The following is a 14,498-nucleotide window of genomic DNA, read 5'->3' as shown; positions in this document are numbered from 1 at the left end:
TATGTGCGGGATCGCAGGCATTTATCACCCGGAGACGGCAAAGCCCGTCGATCCCGCGCGGCTTCGCGCGATGCTCGAACCGATGGGGCATCGCGGCCCCGACGGGTCGGGCGTGTGGACCGCGCCGGGGGTCGGGCTGGGGCATCTGCGGCTGTCGATCATCGACATCGAGGGCAGCCCGCAGCCGATGGCGAGCGCCGACGAAGCGGTGACGCTGAGCTATAACGGCGAAATCTATAATTTCCGCGAGCTGCGCGCCGAGCTTGAGGATCGCGGCCATCGTTTTCGGACGAGCGGCGATACCGAGGTCATCATCGCGGCGTGGCGCCAATGGGGCCCCGAGTGCCTGTCGCGGTTCAACGGCATGTTCGCCTTTGCGCTCCACGATGCGGCGCGCGGCTGCCTGTTCCTCGCGCGCGACCGGCTGGGGGTGAAGCCGCTGCATATGGCGCGGCTGTCCGACGGGTCGCTTGCCTTTGCCTCCGAACTCAAGGGGTTGCTCCGCCACCCGCTGCTGCGCTGCGAGGCACGGCTGTCGGCGGTCGAGGATTATCTGGCCTTTGGCTATGTCCCCGACGACAGCAGCATCGTCGCGGGCGTCGAAAAGCTGGCGGCGGGCCATTATCTGCTGATCGAGCGCGGCAAGCCGGTGCCGGCCCCGACGCGCTGGTGGGCGCCCGATTTCTCGCGCCGGATCAAGGCGAGCGAGGGCGAGGCGGCCGAGCATCTGGTCCACCTGATGCGCGCCGCGGTGACCGACCGGATGGTCGCCGACGTGCCGCTCGGCGCCTTTCTGTCGGGCGGCGTCGATTCGAGCAGCGTCGTCGCGCTGATGGCCGAGGCGAGCCCGAAAGCCGTGAAGACCTGCACGATCGGTTTCGACGAGGCGGCGCTCGACGAGACCGCCTATGCGCAGGCAATCGCCGAGCGTTTTGCGACCGATCACAGGACGCGCACCGTGGCGGCGGGCGATTTCGGGCTGATCGACCGGATCGCGGACATGTTCGACGAACCCTTCGCCGACGCGAGCGCGCTGCCGACGTGGCGCGTGTGCGAACTGGCGCGCGAGACGGTGACGGTCGCGCTGTCGGGCGACGGCGCCGACGAGGCGTTCGCGGGCTATCGCCGGATGGTGTTCCATCACCAGGAGGAGCGGCTGCGGCGCATGATCCCGGCGCCGCTGCGCCGCGGGCTGCTCGGACCGCTCGCGAAGGTCTGGCCGCAGATGGACTGGGCGCCGCGCCCCTTGCGCGCGCGCGCGACGCTCGCCAGCCTCGCAAAGAGCGGGGCGGAGGGCTATGCCGAGGCGGTCGGGGTCACCGGACCGACGCAGCGCGCGCGGCTGTTCAACGATGCCGCGCGGCGCGCGCTCGGCGATCATGTCGCCGAGGCGCGTTACTGGAAGGCGATGGCCGAGGCGCCCGCGCGCGAGCCGCTCGACGCCGCGCAATATGCCGACCTGATGATCTGGCTTCCCGGCGACATTCTGACCAAGACCGACCGGACGAGCATGGCCGCCAGCCTCGAGGCGCGCGAGCCGCTGATCGATTATCGGCTGATCGAATTCGCCGCCGCGCTGCCCGCGGCGATGCGCGTGCGCGGCGGGACAGGGAAGGCGCTGATGAAGCGCGCGATGGAGCGCTATCTGCCGCGCGACATCCTCTATCGCCCCAAGATGGGGTTCGTGACGCCGGTGTCGCACTGGTTCCGAGGCGCGCTGACCGATCAGGCGCGCGCGCTCGCGACCTCGGCGACGCTGTCGCGCACCGGCTGGTTCGACATGGCCGAAATCGACCGCATCGTCGCGGCGCACCAGTCGGGGCGGCGCGATCACGGACGGCTGATCTGGCAATTCTTCATGCTCGAAAAATCGCTGGCGAAGCTGTTCGGGATTTGAATGGCAGGGCGAAAGTTCGCGCCGACTTGCACCACCTCTTAACCCATCGCGGCTACCCTCTCGCCGATGACGGTTCATCCTGCCTTTCCCGTCGACGGCGTGCCCGTGCCGTCGGGCGCGGCGCCGCTCTGTGTGCGCGTCGTCGATCCGCTGGCGCTGTCGCCCGAGCTGGCGGCGGCGTGGGACGCGCTGGCCGCCGAGGCGAGCGAACCCAACCCCTTTGTCGAACGCTGGTGCCTGCAATCGGCGCTCCACCTGCTCGACCCCGACCGGCGCGCGCGGCTGGTGATGGTGATGGGCGGCAGCGCGGGGCCGCTGATCGGCGTCATGCCGCTCGCGCGCGCCGAGCGCTACGGACGGCTGCCGCTTCGCCACGTCACGGGCTGGGCGCATCCCAATCATTTTCTCGGCACGCCGCTCGTGCGCGCGGGGTTCGAGCAGCTCTTCTGGTCGATCCTGCTCGGCTGGTGCGATGCCGCGCGCTGGGCGCAGACGATGCTGCATGCCCCGCGACTGACCGAGGACGGGCCGCTCCACCGTGCGCTCGTCGCGGCGGCGGACGAGCGCGGGGGCGCGGCGCGAACGGTACACCGCGAGGAGCGCGCGCTGCTCGAAAGCAACCTCTCCGCCGAGGCCTATTGGGAGGCGGCGGTGCGCACGAAGAAGCGCAAGGAATTGCGGCGGCAGGCAAACCGGCTCGCCGAGGAGGGCGCGGTTGCCTTTCGTCGCTGGAGCGCGGACGAGGCGCCGGGGCCGTGGATCGACGCCTTTCTCGCGCTCGAGGCGCGCGGGTGGAAGGGGCGCGCGGGATCGGCGCTGGCGTGCGACGGCGGGACTGAGGCGTGGTTCCGCGCGATCGTCGGCGCGGCCGCCGAGGCCGGCAAGCTCGACATGCGTGCGCTCGACCTCGACGGGCGACCGCTCGCGATGCTGGTCAATTTCCTCTGCCCGCCGGGGGGCTTTTCGTTCAAGACCGCGTTCGACGAGGATTATGCCCGCTTTTCGCCGGGTGTGTTGCTCCAACAGGCGAACCTCGACCTGCTTGCCGAGCCGCGCATCGCCTGGGTCGACAGCTGCGCGGCGCCGGGACACCCGATGATCGACAGCGTGTGGCGCGAACGGCGGCGGCTCGTGTGGGTGAACGCGCCGCTGGCGGGGCGCGCCGACCGCTGGCGCTTCGCGGCGCTGACGCGCGCCGAGGATTTATGGCGGCGCTGGAAGGGCGCTGCTGCGGATAAGGGGGACCAGCCATGACCGCACATCAACCGATCGTCGCGCCCGTCTTTCCGGACGAGGCGCTGGCGGCGATGGCCGCGCTTTATCCCGTCAAGGCGGGGCGGCTCGGCCACAGCCTCGGCGATCATCCGTTGTTGACGCTCGAGGCGCTCGCGACGCTCGGCGAACGCCTGCCCGCGGCGCAGGTCGAATATAATCCCGGCGACATTCCCATCGGCATCCGGCCCGAGGACATCCCCTCGAACGGGCTGTCGATCGGCGAGACGATCCGCACGATCGACGCGAACCGGAGCTGGGCGGTGCTCAAGAATATCGAGAGCGAGCCCAAGTATCGCGCGCTGCTGATGAACCTGCTCGGCGAACTCGAGCCCGTCGTCGCGCCGCGCACCTGCGCGATGCTGACGCCGCAGGGCTTTATCTTCATTTCGTCGCCGGGGTCGATCACCCCCTTTCACTTCGACCCCGAGCATAACATCCTGCTCCAGCTGCGCGGGACGAAGGTGATGCATGTCTGGCCGGCGGGCGACGAGCGCTTTGCCAATCGGATCGAGCATGAACGCTATCACACCGGCGGCCACCGCAACCTGCCGTGGGACGACGCCTTTCGGGACGGCGCGCAGCAGGTGCCGCTCGCGCCGGGCGATGCGGTGCTGATGCCGGTGATGGCGCCGCATTTCGTCGCCAACGGCGATGCGCCGTCAATCTCGCTGTCGATCACCTGGCGCAGCGAATGGAGCTATCGCGAGTCCGAAGCGCACGCCGCCAATGCGGCGCTGCGCCGGCTGGGATTCGACCCCGCAATGCCGCCGCGCTGGCCGCGCCACGCGCGCGCGAAAACACTCGGCTGGCGCGTGTTGCGGCGGCTGCGGCTCGTCGCCTAACGAGGCTGTGACAGATTGCTTTCAATTGCGCGCAATTGCGGCTATGGGCGCGCATCCACGGAATTTGAGCCCATAGAGGATTGATGGCGAAAGAAGAACTTCTGGAAATGCGCGGCCAGGTGGTCGAGCTGTTGCCGAACGCGATGTTCCGCGTGCGGCTCGAAAACGACCACGAGATTCTGGGCCACACGGCCGGAAAGATGCGCAAGAACCGCATCCGCGTATTGGTGGGCGACGAGGTGCTCGTCGAGCTCACCCCTTATGACCTGACCAAGGGTCGGATCACCTATCGCTTCAAGTGATCGGCGCGGCATTGGGTTCGAACCCTGAACATCCCGCGCTCGTACTCGCTTCGACATCGCCGCGCCGGCGCGAACTGCTCGCGCGAATCGGGATCGAACCCGCGCGCATCGCGGCCCCCGACATCGACGAAAGCCCGCTGAAAGGCGAACTGCCGCGTCGCTATGTCGCGCGGCTTGCCGAAGCGAAGGCGCGCGCCGTCGAGCGCGCGGCGGGCGAGGTCGTGCTTGCCGGCGACACCACCGTCGCGGTCGGGCGCCGCATCCTCGAAAAACCGAGCGACGAAGCCGACCTGCGGCGGATGCTCGCGCTGCTTTCGGGGCGGCGGCATCATGTCTGGTCGGGCGTGTGCGTCGTCGATGCCGCGGGCAAGGTTCGCGTGCGCGTTGCCGACACGATCGTCGCGTTCAAGGTGCTGAGCGCCAGCGAAATCGACTGGTATGTCGCGAGCGGCGAGGGGATGGGCAAGGCGGGCGGCTATGCCATCCAGGGGCGCGCCGAGATTTTCGTGCGCTTCCTGTCGGGCAGCCATTCGAATGTCGTCGGCCTGCCGCTGTTCGAAACGCGCAGCCTGCTTTCCGCCGCCGGGGTGCCGCTTGGCTGAGTGGCTGTACGAGGCCGGGATCGGCGAGGCGCGCGCCGCGCTCGTCGACGACGGCCGCATCGTCGAGGCGCGGATCGAGCGCGACGACGAGCGCCCGCGCGTCGGCGCGGTCGTCGCTGCGCGGCTGAGCGAAAAGGCGGGGAAGGGCGCGCTTGTGACGCTCGACCTTCCCGGTGCGCCGGTGGCAACGCTGACGGCGGTTCCAGCCAAGACCTCGATCGGCGCCGCGCTGACCGTCGAAATCACCCGCATGGCGCTGCGCGAGCGCGGCCGCGACAAGCATGCGCGCGCACGGATTGCGCCCGAGGGGGCGGAGATCACCGACGGAGCGAGCCTGCGCGAGCGGATCGCGGCGAACGGGGTGCCCGTTGCCGATTTGGGGCCGAGCGATCCCGACCAGCTCGAAGAAGCAGGCTGGTCGGAATTGATCGACCAGGTCCGGCGCGGCCACTGGCCCTTTGAGGGCGGCGCGCTGTGGATCGATTCGACCCCCGCGATGACGGTGATCGACATCGACGGCGCGGGCGACACGCTGGCGCTCGCGCGGGCCGGAGCCATTGCGGCGGCCGCGGCGATTCGCTGCTGCGACATCGGCGGGTCGATCGCGATCGACTTTCCCTCGCTCGCCGGGCGCGCCGAGCGGCAGGAGATCGACGCGCTGGTCGATGCCCAGCTGCCGCAGCCGTTCGAGCGCACGGCGATCAACGGATTCGGCCTGATGCAGATTATCCGCCGCCGGTCGCGGCCTTCGCTGGTCGAGCAAATCCGCTTCGATGCGGCGCTGGCCGATGCGCTGGCGCTCCTGCGGGTGGCCGAGCGGACGGCGGGGACGGGCGGACTGCAACTCGTGGCGCGCCCGGCCGTTGCCGACCTGTTGAGCGCTCGCGCCGACTGGATCGACATGTTGCAGCGGCGGACCGGGCGCCCGGTTGCGATCCGCGCCGACGCAGCCATGAAAGGACCGGGCCATGCCCAATAGCTCCCCGCGCGTGCGCAGCTGTCCGCTTTGCGGCAAGCCGCGGGCCGACGAATTCAAGCCCTTTTGCAGCCGCGGCTGCCGCGACCGCGACCTCAACCGCTGGTTCGACGAGGGCTATCGCGTGCCCGTCGACCAGTCGCCCGACGGCACCGCGGACGACGATCGCTTCGACGATAGCTGACCGGTCGAAAAGCGTGCGAAAAGCCTCTGGACAGGATGAAATGCCCTGCCTATAGCCGCCGCTCGCCAGCGCGACCGACCGGTCGCAGCGGCCTTGCCCGGGTAGCTCAGTTGGTAGAGCATGCGACTGAAAATCGCAGTGTCGGCGGTTCGATCCCGTCCCCGGGCACCACGACCCTTTTCAGGACGTTTCAGAAAATCCCGGAAGGACCGTTAAGTCGTTCAGTTTCAACGATTTAATCGCGCGCCTCGTCCCATGGCGTCGCTTTGCATCCCAGCCTCTTTTTGCACAGTTTGGCGGTATCTATCGTCAGCTCGCGAAAGGAGTTACCGCCATGCTCAGTGCAACAGCCGTCGCCCAGGCCCGCCCCAAAGATCATCAGTACAAGCTCTGGGACGAACGCGGCCTCTTTCTCCTCGTCATGCCCAATGGCAGCCGTTACTGGCGTTTCAACTATCGTTTCGCCGGCAAGCGAAAGACCATCTCGCTCGGGGTCTTCCCCGATGTCGGTCTCGCGGTCGCTCGCGACAAGCGCGACGAAGCACGCAGGCTCGTCGCCCTCGGCGAGGACCCCGGCGCTTCCAAACGCCAGCATGCCGCCGCCCTGCAGCTTCGACAGGCCGGGAGCTTCGATGTGGTGGCCGACGAATATATCGAGCGGCTGCGCCTCAAGGGTCGCAGCGAGTCCACCATCGGCAAGAATGTCTGGCTCTTCGACCATGTCCGGCCCGCGCTTGGACGCCGGCTCATGTCGGATATTTCCGCGCCCGACCTTCTCGCGGTCCTTCGCAAGGTCGAAGCGCGCGGCCGCTACGAAACCGCGAACCGCCTGCGCGGAACCTTGAGCTCGCTCTTCCGCTACGCCATCGCAACGGGGCGCGCCGATCGCGACCCTGCCGCCGATCTTCGCGGCGCGCTGATCACAGCCAAGGTAAAGCATCGAGCAGCCATCACCGATCCCAAGGCGGTGGGAGCATTGCTTCGCGCCGTCGATGGCTATGATGGGAGCGTCATCGTGCGCATCGCGCTCCAGCTTTCTGCGCATCTGTTCACGAGGCCCGGCGAGCTTCGGCTCGCCGAATGGCGCGAGTTCGACTTCGAGGTCGGCGTCTGGACGATTCCGGCGGAGCGTACGAAGATGCGAAGGCCCCACAAGGTGCCGCTGACAGATCAGGTCATCACCCTGTTCGAACAGCTTGATGCAATCTCCGGTGACGGCAGCCTTCTGTTCCCGAGCGTGCGATCGGCGGACCGTGCCATGTCGGACAACACACTCAATGCGGCGCTGCGCCGGCTCGGTTACGGTCCCGAAGAGATGACCGCCCATGGGTTCCGCGCAATGGCTGCGACGCTGCTCAATGAGTGCGGCCTGTGGCATCCCGATGCCATCGAGCGCCAGCTCGGCCATGTCGAAGACAATGACGTGCGGCGGGCTTATGTGCGTGGCGAGCATTGGGCCGAGCGGGTCAAGATGATGGACTATTGGTCGAACCGTCTCGACAGTCTCAGGTCCAATGGAAAAGTCGCCGGGCGGCGGTTTCATCGATTTGCGGCGCGCAGGGTTGTGGCGGAGCAATGACGGTACGGTGGCAGCTCTGAGCTGTCGCACTTAGGGTCAGGACCCATTAATTACGCGTTCGAGGCGTCGAAATGGCGAAGATATCGGGTCCGGGCGGGTGCAGCGGGTAGCATCGCTACCCGCAAGGCCGCACGGGCGCGAGATCGAGGCCATTTCGGCGTCCCTCCGGGATTTGACCGATTTTGTCCAATGCTTCGTCGGCAAGCCTTGAAATATCGACATATTCCGGCGTCTTGCCTCCTCGCACTGAACAAAATCGCTTCAAACCTCGAACGCGTAATTAATGGGTCCTGACCCTAGCAATTGCGGCGGCCGATCTGGCCGTCGGAACCTTGCCGCTCCCGATCGGCGTTGCAGCAGGACGATGTTCTGAGCGCGCATCGAGGTCGTAGCGAGTCCTGCTGCCCTGACATTGCTGGCAGTCAGTTGCCGTTGCTTCCTGTTCCAGGCGGCAACGTGCCCAGCCAGGCAACCAGTCCCAGTATCGTCAGTGCAGCACCACCTTCGACAAGCAGGCTTCGGCGCAATGCGGCAACTTCGCTGGCCAGGCTTCGCGCGGAGCCCAGTGTCGACGCGGTGCCCTGAAATTGCTTGAGTGCCGGTACCAATCGCCACCGATTGGCTGCTGCGATGGCGAGCATGATCGAGAAGAGAATGAGCTTTGCGAGGAGCAGTCGCCCATATGGCGATGCGTGCGCGCTCGAAAGACCCGGGATCCCAATAGTCATCTGGGTGTTGATCAACCCGGTCGCAGCGATAAGGAGCACGCAGATCGTTCCTGTTCGCGAAAATCTTTCGAGACTGCGACCCGCCACTTCGAGTCTTGGGGACTCCGGTGCAGCGGGTCTCGGCGCCAGCCACAGAAGAAAGCCCGCAATCGCGCCGACCCAAATGGCGGCTGCGATCATGTGTACAATGTCACTTATGCGGTGCAACGATCCGCCAGCTCCTTCGGAGGCGCCGGCATGGCCCGTCCATACAAGGCTTGCGAGCGCAAATGCGCCGGCTGTCGCTGCGACAATGGCCGCACCTGTCGGGCGCTGCCGCAAGCTGAATGTGGCGGCGAGCGCCACCATAAGCGCCGCGTTTCTCGCCAGCCAGGCAACCCCCATATCGGTCTGAACAATCAGCTCGCCGACCGACGCTGCTTCAAGATCAAGGATGCCCACCCCGAACATCGACGCTGCGAGAACCGCAAAGCCGAGCGTCGATACGGCAAGCCCGGCGACGCAAAGCCATCGTTCTGCGCGCCAGATTCGTTCGGTCAACACGGGATTCCGCCGTTCGTCGGCGTCAAGCGCATGTAGGGCAAAAGCCGCAAGCCCCGCGATCAGCATCAGGTCCGCGTACAGCGCGAACCGGATGCCGATCAGGATGGGATCGCCCATGTCCTTATTTGACGGTGAAGCTGAACTCGCTGCCCATCCGATGCGTATCGGCGCCGGCGGCGGACCATTTCACCTTGTAGGTACCCGGCACCAGCGGGCGCTTCAGCATCAGCGTCATCGATTTGCCGTCTTTCCCCATCGCCGAGGTATAGGGGATCTTCATCGGCGGGTGGTCGGTCATTCCCGGCATGCCCGTCATCACGAGCTCGGTCTTGACCGTTGAGGCGACCAGCTTTTCGTTGAACTTGAGTTCGACTTTGGTCACTTTTGTTGCCGTCGCATTGGCCGCGGGCGTCGAGCTGACAAGCTTTGCGTGCGCGTAGGCAGCGGTTGGCGCGACAAGCAGCGCAAGCGCGGCGGTCGCGGGGGCGAGGAAGTTCCGGAACATTAATATCTCCAATTGCATGTCGGTCCTTCTAATACGCGGTAGATGTCTGTAACCCTTGCGCACAATTTGGCGGACATGGCGAGGGATGCCGTTTGCCGGTGCGTATGGACATGATAGGAAGGTTTGACGAGATCAAGCGATGGACAAAGAGCTGCGCCTATTGAGCAAGGTCGCTGCGCCTACGGCGCTGGACACGCTCGACGACCGGATTCTCTCGGCGCTCGCCCTGCGCCGCGAGGAGGCGATGGCGACGCGCCGCCTGGTCGCGCTTGTCGCACTTTTCTCGCTTGGTACGGGCGTGGTTGCAGGGAGCGCCGTTCCGCAGCCGGCGGTTGCCGCGAGCCCGCTCAGCCCCTTTGGTCCGGCAAGCGCTTTGGCGCCTTCTACGTTGCTCGAGGCGCCTAAAACATGAATCTGCGCCGCTTGCTCCTTGTTGGAGCCGTAGCTTTCGCCGCTTGTTTCGCCGGAGTGTTTCTTGGTCAGCGCGTTGCCGATACCCCCAATCCCAATGAAACCGAGCTTCACGCCGTCCTGCACGACCGGATCACGCTGACGGCCGCGCAAAAGGCGCGGATCGACAAGATCGAAGCGGATTTCGCGGTGCGCCGCCATGCGCTCGAGCAGGAAATGCGCGCTTCGAACATTCGGCTCGCCAAGGCGATCGAGGCCGAGCAGGGCTATGGTCCGCGTGTGACCGAAGCGATCGATCATACGCATGATGTCATGGGAACGCTGCAGAAGGAAACGCTCGAACATCTTTTCGAGATGCGCGCGGTTCTCAATCGCGAACAGGCGCAGGAGTTTGACGAGAGCGTGGTCAAAGCGCTGACCGCCGATGCGCGGTGAGTCCGGACCTGGCGCAAAGGAGCGATCGGGACCTGGCGGCGATGGCGCGGACGGGCCGTGACGACGCCCACCGCGAACTTCTCCGACGATACAAGGCACCGGTCTATCAGCTTATCGCGCGGCATACGGGCGACGCCGACGAGGCGCTCGACCTGACGCAGGAAACTTTTGTGTCGGGCTTCGCGGCGCTCGACCGCTACGACGGCGACCGCCCCTTTCGAGTCTGGATTTCGACGATCGCCATCAACAAATGCCGCGATTGGGCGCGCAGGCGCAAGGTGCGCGCTTTCTTCTCGTGGGCGTTTCCGCTCGACGAGGCGCATCATATCGCGAGCGATGTGCCCGCCCCCGATATGGAGGCCGACGCCCGCTTGGAGCTCGAACGCGTTCGCGGCGCCATTGCCGAACTGCCGCAGAAGCTGCGCGAAGTCCTTGTCCTGCGGGGTATCGAAGAGGCGACCCAGGCCGAGACGGCGGCAATTTTGCAGGTCAGCGAAAAGACCGTGGAAACGCGCCTCTACCGGGCGCGGAGCAAGCTCAGGCAATTGCTTGGCGGGGACGAAACTGCGGATAGCGATGCGTGATCGCCGGAATCGGATAGCCGCCGACCGTGCGGCAATTTCGGGCCGCGGGTGAGGGATGCCCTTGTTGCCTGCGTATGGCTGGATAAGACCAACAATGTCGGGAAGAAAATGCAGATAGATCGACGCCGCTTTGTCAGCGGAGCATTGGGCGGCGGCGCCGCAGCAGCGATGGCCGCGTGGTTTCCGGCCCGGGCGCAGCCTGTTTCGGCGGGGCTCGCCGCCACGCTGCCGACCGTCTCGGGTAATGACATCCGTCTGCGCATAGCGCGGCAGACCATGCGGATCGACGGCAAGTTGAGCCGCGCGATCGGCATCAACGGCACGATTCCCGGGCCGCTCGTTCGCCTTCGCGAAGGACAGCAGGCGCGTCTTACCGTGATCAACGACCTCGACGAAGACAGCTCGATCCACTGGCACGGGTTGATCCTGCCCTTCCAGATGGACGGGGTGCCGGGGGTCAGTTTCCCCGGCATCAAGCCGCGCTCGACCTTTGTCTACGAGTTCCCCGTCGTCCAGTCGGGGACCTATTGGTATCACAGCCATTCAGGATTGCAGGAGCAGCTCGGCCACTACGGACCGATCGTGATCGATCCCGCGGGCGCAGACCCCATCGCGCACGACCGCGAGCATGTGATCGTTCTGTCCGACCACAGCCGGCTTGCGCCCGAGGAAATCTTTCGCAAGATGAAGGTCAATCCGGGCCATTTCAATCGCCAGCGCCAGACTTTGTCGGGATTGCTCGCGGGCAAGGATCAGCCGCTCAAGGAGCGAGTCGAGTGGGGCCGGATGCGGATGGACCCGACCGACGTCGCCGACGTCAACGGGTCGACCTACACCTTCCTCGTCAATGGCTATGGGCCGCGCGACAACTGGACCGCGCTCTTCGCTCCGGGCGAGCGCGTGCGGCTGCGCATCGTCAACGCGTCGGCCATGTCGATCTTCAACGTGCGCATCCCCGGCTTGCGGATGACCGTTGTCCAGGCCGACGGGCTCAACGTCGTTCCGGTTGAGATCGACGAATTCCAGATCGGTGTCGCCGAGACCTATGATGTCATCGTGACGCCGGTCGAGGAGCGTGCCTACAGCTTCGTTGCCGAAGCCAACGACCGTTCGGGCATGGCGCGCGCGACGCTCACACCGCGGGTGGGTATGATCGCGCCCGTTCCGGCGCTGCGCGCGCGCCCGCTCGCGACGATGAAGGATATGGGCATGGGGGCAATGTCGGGCGGCGATGCCGGCTGCACGCCCGAGCATGCGGCGATGGGCCATTGTACGGTCGCAGATGCGTCCGAACCAGATCACGCCGCGATGGGACATGGCGGGCACGGCGGTATGGATCACAGCATGCGCGATTTCGATGTCGCGCCGCAGGTCAAGCGCGACCCGAGCGTGCAATCGATCTCGCCGATGCCGGTCGACCGCATGGGCGAACCGGGTCAGGGGCTCGAAGATGTGGGGCACGAGGTGCTGACCTATCACCATCTGGTCGCGCTCGACCGCAACCCCGATGTCCGTGCGCCAGACCGGTCGCTCGACATCCATCTGACCGGCAATATGGAGCGCTTCATGTGGTCGTTCGACGGCGTGAAGATGTCCGACCATCACGAGCCGATTCCCTTCATCGAGGGCGAGCGCGTGCGCGTGAACCTGATCAACGATTCGATGATGAGCCACCCCATTCACCTGCACGGCCATTTTTTCGAGCTGGTGACGGGGAAGGGCGACCATGCGCCGCGCAAGCATACGGTGATTGTGCAGCCCGGCGGCATCGCAACCTTCGACTTCACTGCCGACGCGCTCGGCGACTGGGCGTTTCACTGCCACCTTCTCTATCATATGCACGCCGGAATGATGCGCGTCGTGAGCGTTCGCCCGCGGGAGGATGCAGCATGAGGCGCGCTTCCCTGTTGTTCGCGAGCTTCTCTGCTTTCGCGCTTGCAATGCCCGCCGCGGCGCAGGCGGACCCGCATGCCCGGCACGGCGCTTCGGCGCCAATGGCCCCCGCGCGCGAAGGCGGGGCGTCTGGTTGCACGCCCGAGCATGCAGCGATGGGTCATTGCACCATGGACAACGATGTCGAACACCATGGGGCGCATGGCGATACCGAAATGCAAGCCGATCCCGGCGACAATATGGACGATGGCGCGCACGCCGCCATGCCGACCAACGGCGATTGCACCCCCGAACATGCCGCGATGGGGCATTGCACGCCCCGCGAAATCATCACCGAAGGACATGGGGAAGCCGCGGTCGGCACCGACCTTCCCCCTGGCGATGCGCCGGCCCCGCCGCCGCCGTCGGACTGGTATGCCGATCGTATCTATCCAGCGTCCGAAATGGAGCATTCGCGCCACCAGATGATGAAAGAAAATGGCGCCCAGACTTTTGGCTTCATCAATCTCGATTTCGAGTATCAGGCGCGCAAGGGCCACGACGGGCTCAGTTGGGAAGGCGAAGCCTGGTACGGCAACGACATCGACCGGCTGACGATCAAGAGCGAGGGCGAAAGCGAAATCGGTGAAGGGCTCGAAGAGGGCGAGGTGCAACTGCTCTATAGCCGTGCAATCGGCCCCTATTTCAATGCGCAGGCTGGCGTGCGGCAGGATTTCGGGGGCGGCCCCGACCGTAGCTATGCGACGCTCGCGATCGAAGGGCTCGCGCCCTATTGGTTCGAAGTCGAAGGCGCGCTCTTCCTGTCCGACAAGGGTGACGTGCTCGCGCGGGTCGAAGGCGAATATGACCAGCGCATCACGCAGCGGCTGGTGCTGCAGCCCGCGATCGAGGCCAATTTTTCGCTTCAGGACATGCCTGCGAACGGCATCGGATCGGGTCTCTCCGACGTCGAGCTCGGACTTCGCCTGCGCTATGCGATCGTGCCCGAATTTGCGCCTTATATCGGCGTCGAATGGAGCCGGAAGTTCGGCGACACGGCCCGCTCCGCGCGCCTTGCAGGCGAAAGCGTGGAAAGCACGAGTTTCGTTGTCGGGGTGCGTGCCTGGTTCTGACACATCATGTCGATTCGGCTGGCAGGGAGATAGGCTTTGACCTTGGTCTATGACAGGCGGAAGCTTGTCCTTTTCGGCACCCTAATTGCCGGCGCGACGCTCGCCGGATGCAACCGCGGCATGGCGGCGGATGCCGGCGCGCGCGATGGCGGTGCATCCGACGATGGCGTCGGCAAGGCGATGCTCGTCTACCGCGACCCCGGTTGCAGCTGCTGCGAAGACTGGGCCGAAATCGCGCGCGTCGCAGGCTACCGCGTCGAAGTCGTCAACCGGGCGGATATGACGGCGGTCAAAACGCGCTATGGAGTTCCGGCCGATCTCGCGTCGTGCCACACCGCGATTATCGGTGACTATGCCATCGAAGGGCATGTCCCGATGCCGCATGTAGCAAAATTGATCGATGATAGGCCGCGCGGCATTGTCGGGCTCGCAGTTCCGGGGATGCCGCGCGGTTCGCCGGGTATGGAAATGGCGGACGGAACCATCGATCCCTTTGAGGTCATGGCATTCGATCGAGCGGGCAACAGCCGGACCTATCGCGCCTGATCGCAACTGCGCCGGACAGTAACATCAGTGACCGGGCAACCCCGCCCGCCCATGACCGTTGATACTCCAGACGGCAGGAGAACC

At 65.8% G+C, this 14,498-nt stretch carries 16 protein-coding genes and 1 tRNA gene; 15 read left to right on the top strand and 2 right to left on the bottom strand.

Annotated features, from left to right (window positions below; genetic code table 11):
• The first annotated feature begins 1 nt into the window (after position 1).
• The 9 genes from H7692_RS05175 (at position 2) to H7692_RS05135 (ending at position 7,657) form a co-directional block, all read left to right on the top strand.
• A complete protein-coding gene (locus H7692_RS05175) occupies positions 2-1,897 on the top strand; it encodes an XrtA/PEP-CTERM system amidotransferase (RefSeq protein WP_227339868.1) in 1,896 nt (631 codons plus the stop codon).
• A gap of 66 nt (positions 1,898-1,963) precedes the next feature.
• Positions 1,964-3,151: a GNAT family N-acetyltransferase gene (locus tag H7692_RS05170; protein WP_227339867.1), complete on the top strand. Its 1,188-nt coding sequence runs from the start codon at positions 1,964-1,966 to the stop codon at positions 3,149-3,151.
• On the top strand, positions 3,148-4,014 hold the full coding sequence (locus H7692_RS05165; protein WP_227339866.1) for a cupin-like domain-containing protein: 867 nt from the start codon (positions 3,148-3,150) through the stop codon (positions 4,012-4,014). Before H7692_RS05170 ends, H7692_RS05165 begins: the two co-directional genes overlap by 4 nt.
• Before the next feature lie 83 nt (positions 4,015-4,097).
• Positions 4,098-4,316: a translation initiation factor IF-1 gene (infA, locus tag H7692_RS05160; protein ID WP_003049127.1), complete on the top strand. Its 219-nt coding sequence runs from the start codon at positions 4,098-4,100 to the stop codon at positions 4,314-4,316.
• The gene (locus H7692_RS05155) at positions 4,316-4,918 is read left to right on the top strand and encodes a Maf family protein (RefSeq protein ID WP_413541441.1); all 603 of its coding nucleotides are present in this window, start codon (positions 4,316-4,318) and stop codon (positions 4,916-4,918) included. The genes infA and H7692_RS05155 overlap by 1 nt, the downstream gene beginning before the upstream one ends.
• Positions 4,911-5,897, top strand: a complete 987-nt coding sequence (locus H7692_RS05150) for a ribonuclease E/G (protein ID WP_227339864.1) — start codon at positions 4,911-4,913, stop codon at positions 5,895-5,897. The genes H7692_RS05155 and H7692_RS05150 overlap by 8 nt, the downstream gene beginning before the upstream one ends.
• A complete protein-coding gene (locus H7692_RS05145) occupies positions 5,887-6,078 on the top strand; it encodes a DNA gyrase inhibitor YacG (protein ID WP_201926466.1) in 192 nt (63 codons plus the stop codon). Before H7692_RS05150 ends, H7692_RS05145 begins: the two co-directional genes overlap by 11 nt.
• Before the next feature lie 95 nt (positions 6,079-6,173).
• Positions 6,174-6,249, top strand: a tRNA-Phe gene (locus H7692_RS05140).
• A gap of 163 nt (positions 6,250-6,412) precedes the next feature.
• On the top strand, positions 6,413-7,657 hold the full coding sequence (locus H7692_RS05135) for a tyrosine-type recombinase/integrase (RefSeq protein WP_227339863.1): 1,245 nt from the start codon (positions 6,413-6,415) through the stop codon (positions 7,655-7,657).
• A 422-nt stretch (positions 7,658-8,079) separates the two neighbouring features.
• On the opposite strand, the gene copD is transcribed toward H7692_RS05135, so the two are convergent.
• Together copD and copC are read right to left on the bottom strand one after the other, a co-directional pair.
• Positions 8,080-9,045 (bottom strand): copper homeostasis membrane protein CopD, encoded by a 966-nt coding sequence (gene copD / locus H7692_RS05130; protein ID WP_222135734.1) that lies wholly within the window; start codon positions 9,043-9,045, stop codon positions 8,080-8,082.
• A gap of 4 nt (positions 9,046-9,049) precedes the next feature.
• On the bottom strand, positions 9,050-9,433 hold the full coding sequence (gene copC / locus H7692_RS05125; protein ID WP_222135735.1) for a copper homeostasis periplasmic binding protein CopC: 384 nt from the start codon (positions 9,431-9,433) through the stop codon (positions 9,050-9,052).
• Positions 9,434-9,572: 139 nt separating this feature from the next.
• Here copC and H7692_RS05120 point away from each other — a divergent pair, with 139 nt between their 5' ends.
• From H7692_RS05120 to H7692_RS05095, 6 genes are all read left to right on the top strand, one after another.
• Positions 9,573-9,845, top strand: coding sequence for a hypothetical protein (locus tag H7692_RS05120; protein WP_222135736.1), 273 nt, complete (start codon positions 9,573-9,575; stop codon positions 9,843-9,845).
• On the top strand, positions 9,842-10,279 hold the full coding sequence (locus tag H7692_RS05115; protein ID WP_201926427.1) for a periplasmic heavy metal sensor: 438 nt from the start codon (positions 9,842-9,844) through the stop codon (positions 10,277-10,279). Before H7692_RS05120 ends, H7692_RS05115 begins: the two co-directional genes overlap by 4 nt.
• A gap of 41 nt (positions 10,280-10,320) precedes the next feature.
• The gene (locus H7692_RS05110; protein ID WP_201926426.1) at positions 10,321-10,863 is read left to right on the top strand and encodes an RNA polymerase sigma factor; all 543 of its coding nucleotides are present in this window, start codon (positions 10,321-10,323) and stop codon (positions 10,861-10,863) included.
• Between the two features lie 108 nt (positions 10,864-10,971).
• On the top strand, positions 10,972-12,756 hold the full coding sequence (locus H7692_RS05105) for a copper resistance system multicopper oxidase (protein ID WP_227339862.1): 1,785 nt from the start codon (positions 10,972-10,974) through the stop codon (positions 12,754-12,756).
• Positions 12,753-13,868 carry a copper resistance protein B gene (locus H7692_RS05100; RefSeq protein ID WP_222135738.1) on the top strand — a complete coding sequence of 372 codons (1,116 nt, stop codon included), beginning with the start codon at positions 12,753-12,755 and terminating at the stop codon, positions 13,866-13,868. The genes H7692_RS05105 and H7692_RS05100 overlap by 4 nt, the downstream gene beginning before the upstream one ends.
• A 36-nt stretch (positions 13,869-13,904) precedes the next feature.
• Positions 13,905-14,414 carry a DUF411 domain-containing protein gene (locus H7692_RS05095; protein WP_227339861.1) on the top strand — a complete coding sequence of 170 codons (510 nt, stop codon included), beginning with the start codon at positions 13,905-13,907 and terminating at the stop codon, positions 14,412-14,414.
• Positions 14,415-14,498 lie beyond the last annotated feature (84 nt).

It is taken from the genome of Sphingopyxis sp. P8 (assembly GCF_020622175.1).
Lineage (GTDB): Bacteria > Pseudomonadota > Alphaproteobacteria > Sphingomonadales > Sphingomonadaceae > Sphingopyxis > Sphingopyxis jiangsuensis.
The sequence above is the reverse complement of the archived record's forward strand: the minus strand, read 5'-3'. Positions and strand labels throughout refer to the sequence as shown.

Coding starts and splice junctions, on each gene's coding strand:
- H7692_RS05175 (WP_227339868.1), top strand. CDS start 2: ATGTGCGGGATCGCAGGCATTTATCACCCGGAGACGGCAAAGCCCGTC.
- H7692_RS05170 (WP_227339867.1), top strand. CDS start 1,964: ATGACGGTTCATCCTGCCTTTCCCGTCGACGGCGTGCCCGTGCCGTCG.
- H7692_RS05165 (WP_227339866.1), top strand. CDS start 3,148: ATGACCGCACATCAACCGATCGTCGCGCCCGTCTTTCCGGACGAGGCG.
- infA (WP_003049127.1), top strand. CDS start 4,098: ATGGCGAAAGAAGAACTTCTGGAAATGCGCGGCCAGGTGGTCGAGCTG.
- H7692_RS05145 (WP_201926466.1), top strand. CDS start 5,887: ATGCCCAATAGCTCCCCGCGCGTGCGCAGCTGTCCGCTTTGCGGCAAG.
- H7692_RS05135 (WP_227339863.1), top strand. CDS start 6,413: ATGCTCAGTGCAACAGCCGTCGCCCAGGCCCGCCCCAAAGATCATCAG.
- copD (WP_222135734.1), bottom strand. CDS start 9,045: ATGGGCGATCCCATCCTGATCGGCATCCGGTTCGCGCTGTACGCGGAC.
- copC (WP_222135735.1), bottom strand. CDS start 9,433: ATGTTCCGGAACTTCCTCGCCCCCGCGACCGCCGCGCTTGCGCTGCTT.
- H7692_RS05120 (WP_222135736.1), top strand. CDS start 9,573: ATGGACAAAGAGCTGCGCCTATTGAGCAAGGTCGCTGCGCCTACGGCG.
- H7692_RS05115 (WP_201926427.1), top strand. CDS start 9,842: ATGAATCTGCGCCGCTTGCTCCTTGTTGGAGCCGTAGCTTTCGCCGCT.
- H7692_RS05110 (WP_201926426.1), top strand. CDS start 10,321: ATGGCGCGGACGGGCCGTGACGACGCCCACCGCGAACTTCTCCGACGA.
- H7692_RS05105 (WP_227339862.1), top strand. CDS start 10,972: ATGCAGATAGATCGACGCCGCTTTGTCAGCGGAGCATTGGGCGGCGGC.
- H7692_RS05100 (WP_222135738.1), top strand. CDS start 12,753: ATGAGGCGCGCTTCCCTGTTGTTCGCGAGCTTCTCTGCTTTCGCGCTT.